Annotated in this window: 6 protein-coding genes and 1 pseudogene; 5 read left to right on the top strand and 2 right to left on the bottom strand. The window is 71.4% G+C overall.

Annotation, left to right across the window (positions count from 1 at the left end; genetic code table 11):
- The 5 genes from OO48_RS33130 to OO48_RS33110 all read left to right on the top strand — a co-directional run.
- On the top strand, positions 1–856 hold an 856-nt coding region (locus OO48_RS33130), incomplete at its 5' end, for a substrate-binding domain-containing protein (protein ID WP_033223154.1).
- Between the two features lie 95 nt (positions 857–951).
- Positions 952–2253 carry an extracellular solute-binding protein gene (locus OO48_RS33125; RefSeq protein WP_033223150.1) on the top strand — a complete coding sequence of 434 codons (1302 nt, stop codon included), beginning with the start codon at positions 952–954 and terminating at the stop codon, positions 2251–2253.
- A gap of 76 nt (positions 2254–2329) precedes the next feature.
- Positions 2330–3262 carry a carbohydrate ABC transporter permease gene (locus OO48_RS33120; protein ID WP_033223148.1) on the top strand — a complete coding sequence of 311 codons (933 nt, stop codon included), beginning with the start codon at positions 2330–2332 and terminating at the stop codon, positions 3260–3262.
- 1 nt (position 3263) lies between these two features.
- Positions 3264–4169 (top strand): carbohydrate ABC transporter permease, encoded by a 906-nt coding sequence (locus OO48_RS33115; protein ID WP_081952572.1) that lies wholly within the window; start codon positions 3264–3266, stop codon positions 4167–4169.
- A gap of 75 nt (positions 4170–4244) precedes the next feature.
- Positions 4245–5699, top strand: a complete 1455-nt coding sequence (locus OO48_RS33110) for a glycoside hydrolase family 32 protein (protein ID WP_033223146.1) — start codon at positions 4245–4247, stop codon at positions 5697–5699.
- A gap of 40 nt (positions 5700–5739) precedes the next feature.
- Here OO48_RS33110 and OO48_RS40475 read toward each other — a convergent pair.
- Both OO48_RS40475 and OO48_RS33105 read right to left on the bottom strand, forming a co-directional pair.
- Positions 5740–6720, bottom strand: a pseudogene (locus OO48_RS40475) (LacI family DNA-binding transcriptional regulator); the annotation flags it as partial.
- A 200-nt stretch (positions 6721–6920) separates the two neighbouring features.
- Positions 6921–9361: LamG-like jellyroll fold domain-containing protein (locus OO48_RS33105; protein ID WP_209439590.1), on the bottom strand; the 2441-nt coding region annotated here is incomplete at its 5' end.

Below are 9361 nucleotides of genomic sequence, written 5' to 3'. Positions count from 1 at the left end.
GCTGAGCCGCTCCTACACCGTCGGCTTCCTCAGCGACGAGATCGCCACCACGCCGCACGCCGGACGGATCATCAAGGGCGCCCAGGAGGCCGCCGCCGAGCGCGGCCTGCTGCTGCTCATGCTGAACACCGGCAACGACCGGGAGCTGGAGCACAAGGAGATCGACCTGCTGCTCCAGCACCGGGTCGACGGGATCCTCTACGCCTCGATGTACCACCGGAACGTGGAGGTGCCCGAGCAACTGCGCTCGGTCCCCACCGTCCTGCTGGACGCCCGCTCGCACGACCCGGCGTTCTCCTCGGTCGTCCCCGACGAGGAGCAGGGCGGCCGCACGGCCACCCGGGAACTGCTGGACCACGGCCACCGGCGGATCGGGTTCGTCACCAACTCCGACGACATCCCCGCCACCCGGGGGCGGCTGGCCGGCTACCGCGGCGCACTCGCCGAGGCCGGCATCGGCTTCGACCCCGCGCTGGTGGCCGCCGACCGCTCCGACGCCCCGGGCGGCTACCGCGCCGCGCGCCGGCTGCTCGCCACCGCGCACCGGCCCACCGCGCTGTTCTGCTTCACCGACCGCATGGCGATGGGCGCCTACCGGGCCGCCGCCGAACTCGGACTCACCGTCCCGGGGGACCTGTCGGTGATCGGGTTCGACAACCAGGAACTCATCAGCGAGAACCTCTTCCCCGCGCTGAGCACCGTCGCCCTGCCGCACTACGAGATGGGCGTACGGGCCATCGCACAACTCCAAGCCGTGATCGACGCACCGGAACCGGCGGGCGCCCCGCGCAGCCAGGAGACGCTGCACTGCCCGCTGGTCCCCAGGGACTCGGTCGCCCCACCGCCCCGGCTCTGACCCCGGGACGGTGAAGCAACATCACCACGGCGACCGTCGACACCGGTCGCCCGGCGAGGCCCTTCCAGGACCCGCCCCATGAAAACGGAGAAACCATGAGATCGAAGGTCAAGCGCCTCGCGGCCACCAGTGTAGCCATCGTCACCGCGGCCACCGTGCTCGCCGGCTGCTCCGGGAGCAGCGGGTCCGGCTCGGGCGCGGACGGCGACACCCTGACCCTGTGGACGCACAACGCCGGGAACGCCGCCGAGTACAAGGTCGTCCAGCAGATCGTCGACGACTTCAACGCCGGCCAGGGCAAGTACAAGGTCAAGATCCAGGCGTTCCCGCAGGGCTCCTACAACGACGCCGTGGTCGCCGCGGCCTCCGCCAAGAAGCTGCCGTGCATCCTCGACGCCGACGGGCCCAACGTGCCCAACTGGGCCTGGGGCGGCTACCTGGCGCCCCTGGACATGAGCGGCAGCGAGACCGCGGTCGCCGACCAGCTGCCGAGTACCGTCGGCACCTACGACGACAAGCTCTACGCCTTCGGCCACTACGACGTCGCGCTGACGATGTTCGCCCGCAAGTCGGTGCTGCAGGCCCACGGCATCCGCATCCCCACCATCGACAAGCCCTGGAGCTCGGACGAGTTCACCGCGGCCCTCGCCGCCCTCAAGGCGAGCGGCACGTTCGAACAGCCGCTGGAGATGGGCACCGGCGGCAGCGGCGAGTGGTGGCCCTACGCCTACTCCCCGCAGCTGCAGAGCTTCGGCGGCGACCTCGTCGACCGCTCCGACTACAAGAGCGCCAAGGGCGTGCTCGACGGGCCCGAGGCCGTCGCCTGGGCCACCTGGTTCCGCTCCCTGGTCACCAACGGGTACATGGCGCAGAAGTCCGGCACCAGCCCCAACGACGACTTCCTCAACGGCAAGTCCGCCATCGAGTGGGACGGCAGCTGGGACGCGGCGAAGAACGCCGAGAAGCTCGGCGACGACCTGGCGATCCTGCCGCCCGTCGACTTCGGGCAGGGCCCCAAGATCGGCGGCGCGTCCTGGCAGTGGGGCATGAGCGCCACCTGCGGCAACAAGGCCGGCGCCCAGGAGTACCTGAAGTTCTCGCGCAAGAACCAGTACTTCGTGGACTTCGCCAAGGCCACCGGCACCATCCCGGCCACCGCCGCCGCCTCCGCGCAGATCCCCGGCTACCAGCCCGGCGGCCCCTACGAGGTCTTCACCCAGGAAGCCCGCAAGTTCGCCGTGGTGCGGCCCGTCACGCCCGCCTACCCGTACATCTCCTCCGTCTTCGAGAAGACCGCCAAGGACATCCTGGCCGGCGCCGACCCGAAGAAGACGCTCTCCCAGGCCGCGGACCAGATCGACGCGAACCTGAAGAGCAACAACTACTACGCCAACTGACGGCACCGCCCCGCACGCCTCCGGTGGAGCCGCCTTGCCCGCTCCACCGGAGCTCCCCTTCCCGTCCGGAGCCCCCGTGACCACCCTCCTCCCACGCGCAGGCGCCCGGCCCCCGGGCCGCGGCCCGCGCACCGCGGCCCGCCGCCGCGAACGCCTCACCGCCCTCGGCATGGTCAGCCCCGCGGTCCTGCTGCTGCTGGTCTTCTTCGTCGTCCCGGTCGTCCTGGCGTTCGCCCTGGCCTTCACCAGCGCCCGGCTGATCTCCCCGACCCCCGCCCACTTCGTGGGCCTGCGCAACTTCACCCTGCTCTTCCAGGACCCGGTCTTCTTCCGCTCCCTGCTCAACACCGCCGTCTTCGCCGCCGTGGTGGTCCCCGTGCAGGCCGGACTCGCCCTGGGCCTGGCGCTGCTGGTCAACACGAAGGTCGGCGGCACCAACTTCTTCCGCACCGTCTACTTCGTCCCGGTGGTCACCTCGATGGTGGTGATCTCCATCGTCTGGATGTTCCTCTACCAGAAGACCGGGCTGGTCAACCACCTCATCGACACCCTCACCCTCGGCCACCTGCACGGCCCGGACTGGCTGAACGACCCCTCCACCGCGCTGCCCGCGATCATCTTCATGTCCGTCTGGCAGGGCGTCGGCTTCCACATGGTCATCTGGCTCTCCGGCCTGCAGACCATCCCCGCCGACCTGCACGAGGCCGCCGCCATCGACGGCGCCGACCGCTGGGCCCGCTTCCGCCACGTGACCTGGCCGGGCCTGCGCGCCACCCGCACCTTCGTCCTGATCACCATCACCATCGACGCGCTGCGCCTGTTCACCCAGGTCAACGTCATGACCCAGGGCGGCCCGCTGGACTCCACCACCACCGTCGTCTACCAGGCCGTCCACGCCGGCTACACGCAGCAGCAGACCGCCTACGCCTCCGCGATCTCCCTGGTGTTCTTCGTGCTCGTGCTGGCCGTCTCCCTCATCCAGCGCTTCCTCACCCGGGAGAAGGACTGACATGGCGACCACCCCCACCCCGGCCCCCGGCCCCCTGCGGCGGACCCTGCGCCGCGCCCCCGGGCACCTGCTGCGCACCGTGCTCGCCCTGGTCTTCGTCTTCCCCATCGTCTTCATGCTGATCTCGTCGTTCAAGCCGGACCAGCAGATCTTCGCCGACCTCGGCAACGTCAAGGCGTTCCTGCCCGTCGGGCAGCTGTCGCTGGACAACTACACCGCGGTCTTCGACCGGGTGCCGGCCGGCCGCTTCCTGCTCAACTCGATCGTCATCTCGGCCGTCACCGTCGTCCTGGGCATCGTCGTCAACAGCCTCGCGGCCTTCGCCCTGTCCCGGATGCGCTGGCCCGGACGCCGGCTGTTGCTGGCGCTCGTCATCGCGACCCTGATCGTGCCGTTCGAGACCTTCGCCCTGCCGCTGGTGTGGTGGGTGAACAAGCTGCCCTGGCTCGAACTGCACGGCTTCCAGCTCGCGTTCACCGAAGGCTGGCTCGACACCTACCGGGTGCAGATCCTGCCGTTCGTCGCCAACGCCTTCTCCGTCTTCCTGTTCCACCAGTACTTCCAGAGCGTCCCCAAGGAGCTCGACGAAGCCGCCCGGATGGACGGGGCGGGCTGGTTCGGCATCTACCGGCGCATCGTCATGCCGCTGTCCGGGCCCGCCGTCGCCACCGTCGCCATCCTCACCTTCCTGCCCATGTGGAACTCCTACCTGTGGCCCCTCATGGTCGTCCAGGACGAGAACCTGCGCCCCGTCATGGTCGGCATCCAGTACTTCTTCCAGCTGAACGTCTCCTGGGGCCAGATCATGGCGTACTCCACCATGATCACCGTCCCTGTGCTGGCCCTGTTCCTGGCCTTCCAGCGGTCCTTCATCAACAGCATCGCCTCCAGCGGCGTGAAGGGCTGACCAGCCCTCCGCCACCGACCGAACGCCGCGCCGAGGGTTCCGCCGGCGCCGTCCGCACCCATTCGAAGGACGTCCTTGTCCACCTCGCCCGCCGACCCGCACCTGCCCGCCGTCCACCTCAGGCCGCCCGAGAACTGGATCAACGACCCCAACGGCCTGGCCTTCCACGACGGCCACTACCACGTCTTCTTCCAGTACAACCCGCACGCGCCCGTCCACGCCCGGGTCCACTGGGGGCACTACCGCAGCCCCGACCTCGTCACCTGGGAACCCCAGCCGATCGCCCTGACCCCGACACCCGGCGGCTACGACGCCGACGGCTGCTACTCCGGCAACGCCGTCTCCGACGGCTCCCGCCTGGTGGCCTTCTACTCCGCGCACCGCGACGACCGCTGGTGGCAGCCCGTCACCTCCGCCGAGTCCCACGACGGCGGCCTCACCTGGACCAAGCGGCCCGACCTGCTGATACCGACGCCCCCCGACGGCGCCACCATGTACCGCGACCCCTACGTCTGGCGCGAGGGCGACCGGTGGCGGATGCTCGTCGGCGCCAGCGTCGAGGGCGACCGGGGAGCCGCGTTCCTGTACGAGTCCGCCGACCTCGAACACTGGCACCACCGCGGCCCGTTCCTCACCGACGACGACGGCCACGCCCCCGGAACGGGCGGCTGGACCGGCTGGGAGTGCCCCCAGTACGCCTCCTTCGGCGAACGGGGCGCCCTGGTGGTCAGCCTCTGGGACGCACTCGGCGGCCCGCGCGACGTCCGGGTCTACGTCGGCAGCGAGAGCGACGGCACCTTCACCCCCACCGGGCACCACGTGCTCGACCACGGCCCCGACTTCTACGCCCCCGCGCTGCTGCCCGCCCCCGACGGCCGCTGGCTGCTGTGGGGGTGGTCCTGGGAGGCCCGCGACGCCGCGTGGAGCGACGAGGCCGGATGGGCCGGCACCCTGACCCTCCCGCGCGAGGTCACCCTCACCCCCGACGGCCGGGTCCACCAGCAGCCCGCCCGGGAGATCCTCCAGCTGCGCGGCCCCCGCACCGTCCACCTCCCCGAACGGGCGGCCGGACCGGAAGGGCTCGACCTCGGAGAAGTCGGCCCCGCCTTCGACCTGACCGCCCGGCTGCGCCCCAGCACCCGGGAGCCCGGCGGGCTGCGCCTGACCACCGCCCCCGGCGAGCACCTCGACATCACGCTCGACCCGGCCGCGGGCGAACTCGTCGTCGACCGCGACCACGCCTCCCTCGACCCCCGGGCCCGGCCCGGCCGGTACCGGCTGCCGCTGCCCGAGGGCACCGACCCCGGCAGCGCCGTCGACCTGCGCGTCGTCGTCGACGGCTCCATCGTCGAGGTCCACCTCGCCACCGGCGAGGCACTCACCCTGCGCTGCTACCCCACCGGCACCCCGCCCTGGCGCCTGCGCACCCTCGGCCCGGTGCACCTCGCGGTGGAGGCGTGGAACCTCGTCCCCGGCAGCCGGACGGCCCCGCTCGAACATCCTGCGGCCCTGGCCGCGCCCGCGCACTGAACGCACGACGGCGGCGGCCGGGTACGGCCACCGAACCGCGCTCCCGCAGCGGCATCGGGATCCGGTGCACCGCGCTGCCCGACGGCTCCCCGCCGAGCAGCAGCTCCATCGCGGTGCGGCCCATCTCGTAGTGCGGCAGCGCCAGCGTCGTCAACCCGGGACGCAGCCACGACGCGATGTCCTGGTCGTCGAACGAGACGACCGAGACGTCTCCCGGGACGGTGAGCCCCGCCTCCGCGAGCGCCTGGTAGGCGCCGAAGGAGAGCCGGTCGGTCGAACACACCAGGGCCCGCGGCCGCCGCCCGGCCGCCAGCAGCGCCCGGGTCTCCCGGTAGCCGTCCTCGGCGTTCCACTCGCACTCGACGACCCCGTCCAGGACCACCCGCTCCTGCCGCAGCACCTCCTGCAGTCCGCGCATCCGCTCGTTGCCGGCGAACGTCCCCTCCGGGGTCGCCGGGATCGCCTGGTGGCCGCCGACGGCCCAGACGCCCTCCCGGTGCCCGGCGGCCAGTAGCACCCGCCCGGCCGCCCGGCCGGCCTCGACCTCGTCGGGGATCACCGAAGGCGCGTCGAACCCCGGGGCCAGGCAGTTCAGCAGCACCACCCGCCGACCGTGCAGGTCCTTGGGCGGCGTGATGTACCTGGTGTACATGGACGCCAGGACCACGGCATCGACCTGGCGGTCCACCAGGGCGTTCACCAGCGCCGCCTCCGTGTCGGCCGAGCCCTCGCTCTCGACGATGAACAGCAGGTGGTCGTGGGCCCGGGCCACCTCCAGCGCGCCGCGGATCACCTCACCGGCGAAGGGCGTGGTGGTGATGGCGTCGGAGACGAACCCGATCGTCCGGGTGACCCGGGTGCGCAGGCTCCGCGCCGTCACGTTCGGCCGGTAGCCCAGCGCCGCGGCCGCCTCCTTCACCCTCGCCTGGGCCGCTTCGGAGATCCGCATGTCGGTGCGCCCGGACAGCACGAAGGAGGCGGTGGTCTGCGAGACCCCCGCCTTCCGAGCGACGTCGCTCATGGTCACCCGTCGGTCGGTCAATGTCCTTCACCCCTGTGCGATGGTCCTCCGGCAACCCGCGTGGGGGCGACGATGCGGAGGAGTGGTGGTGTCTGTCAAGTCCGTCGCGCGGCCGGTGGCCGCCGAGCAGCGGCAGACCGCTGAGCGGCGCCGCACGCGGGTTGCGTGCGGCGCCGCTCACCCGACCGGCCGGTGACCGGTCAGCCGGTCATGCCGTTCATCTTCCAGACCGTCATGGACTGGACGACGGAGCCGTCCCCCCACAGCTGCAGCCCGAGGGAGTCGTTGCGGACGTCGTAGGCCCGGGTGGTGATCGACTTGTACGAGTTCGCGTACGCCTCGACCATCGAGCGGTCGACGAAGACGTCCAGGGTGACCTGGCCGCCGTCCAGGACCAGGGGCCCGCTCTGCACGCCGAGGTTGCCGTCCACGTCGGAGTTGCTGCCGGTCCTGGTCCGGTCGACGCCGAACGTGCCGCCGTTCGCGGTGTCGTAGAAGAACCTGGTGCGCTCCTCGTCGCCGGGGCTGCGCAGGACGTCCAGGCCGAAGCGCTGGGCCGTTCCGGGCTTGAGGGTCAGGTGGACCTGGAGCATGTCGCCCTTGACGGAGGCGAGTTGCTGGTTCACGGCGGCGATGTCCGTCGGGCCGGTCACGTCCAGCAGCGGCGCACCGGCGTGCAGGTCCGCCGTCTCGGCCACCGGGCGGATGCCGAGGTCACCGTCGGGGCGCATGGTCAGTTCGACCGGCAGCCCGGCGTTGTGCGCCCACCCGGCGTCGTAGTGCGCCTGCTCGGTGCGGCGGTCCTGGGCGATGCTGAACAGCAGCGACCTGCCCTTGCCGTCGACCGTCCCGCTGGGGCCTGTGAAGTGCTCGCCGTAGTCGAACATCCGCGGCGCGGCGCTGTCCGGCGTCCACGTGCGGGTCGCCGCGTCCCAGGTCCCCACCCAGTACAGGGTGTTCTTGCTGCTGTAGGGGCTCGGACCGCTGAACGAGGGGTTCACGATCAGCGCGTTGCGCTGCCGGCCCTGGGCGTCCTTGCCGATCGGCAGGAAGGTGGGCAGCTCCCACACCTGGCCCGACTTGGGGTAGGCGGCCACGTCACCCGTCATGAGCGGGCCGACGTAGGTCCAGTGCGCCAGGTCGGTCGAGGTGTACAGCAGCGCCGTGCCGCCGACGTCGGCGCCCCCGGTGGTCTGGACTCCGGAGCCCACCAGCTCGAACCAGGTGTCGCCCTCCTTCCAGACGCTGGGGTCGCGGAACTCCCCGACGCGGACCTTGCGCCCGGCGCCGACGTTCGCGGCCGGGTCCTGCTGGGTGACCAGCTGCGGGTCCATCGTCCAGCGCACCAGGTCGGGGTCGTTGGGGTCGACCGGCCGGGCGGTGCCGACCGCCTGGTTGGGGTGCTGGGAGTCGTTGCCGGCGGTGAAGAACAGCACCGGGTTGCCGTTGGCGTCGACGGTGGAGCCGCCCGACCAGACGCCGTCCGGTGCCACGCTGTCGGCGGTGGGCGCCAAGGCGATCGGCAGGTCCCGCCAGTGCACGAGGTCCGTGCTCACCGCGTGTCCCCAGCTGATGTCGTGCCAGTAGGGGCCGTGCTCGTTGTACTGGTAGAAGAGGTGGTACTGGCCCTTGACGAAGATCGGGGCGTGCGGCTCGTTCATCCAGTGGTTCGGGGCGGTGAAGTGGTACCCGGGCCGGTACTTGTCACCGTCGTAGCGCGAGCGGTCCTGGGGCATGTGCGCGGCCGGGATCACGCCGCCCGCGAACGTCGACAGCGTCGCGCTGTGCCCACTGGCGACCTCCGCGGCGCTCAGGGGCCGGTCGTAGACCTTCACCTCGTCGATGAGGCCGCTGAACATGTTGACGGCGAAGGTCCCGTTGATGATCTCGGGCTGGTTGTGGCGCCCGATCAGCAGCGGCACCTGCGCGGCCTGCAGGCTCACCCCCGCGGGTATGGCGCTCTGCGCCACCTGGGTCCCGTTGAGGTACAGGGTCATGGTGCCGTGCGCCGAGTCGAACGTGGCCACCAGGTGCGCCCACTGGCCGACGGTGAGCGCGGCCGACTGCGGGGCGCTGACCTCCCGCCAGGCGTCGCCGGTGCCGACACCGAGCTTCCACACGCCGTGACGCCCCACTCCCAGGGAGAACCCGAGGTGGGCCCCGGCGTCCTGCTGGTTGACGATCGCCGACACCTTGCCGGCGTCGCCCCACTCGAAGCCCTGCGGAGCGATCCAGGTGTCGACGGTCAGCCCGTCGGGCGACAGTGGCACGGAGGAGGCGCTGCGGCTGACCCACGTCGAGTAGCCGTCGAACTTCAGGGCGCCGGACAGGGCGCCGTCACCGGCGGCGGCGGGCTGCCACAGCGGGTCGCTGTTCGGCTTGTACACCGCGTTGTTGAACACGTAGCTGATCGGGTCGGCCTGGTGGCTGACCTGCTCCACCGTGCTCTTCCCCTTGTTCTCGGAGAAGTTCCAGTACGCGACGGGACCGCTGGTGCCGCCGCCTCCGGGCTGGTCGAGTCCGTTGCGGACGTCGTCGAGGTTGATGTGGCCCCAGCCGCCGGTGGCCTGGTCGACGACCTTGATCCGCAGCTGCTGGCCGATGCGGTCGCGCACGTCCCAGGTGACGCGGCGGTACGTCT

It is taken from the genome of Kitasatospora phosalacinea (genome assembly GCF_000716545.1).
In the GTDB taxonomy this organism is placed as follows: Bacteria; Actinomycetota; Actinomycetes; order Streptomycetales; family Streptomycetaceae; genus Kitasatospora; species Kitasatospora phosalacinea.
The sequence above is the reverse complement of the archived record's forward strand: the minus strand, read 5'-3'. Positions and strand labels throughout refer to the sequence as shown.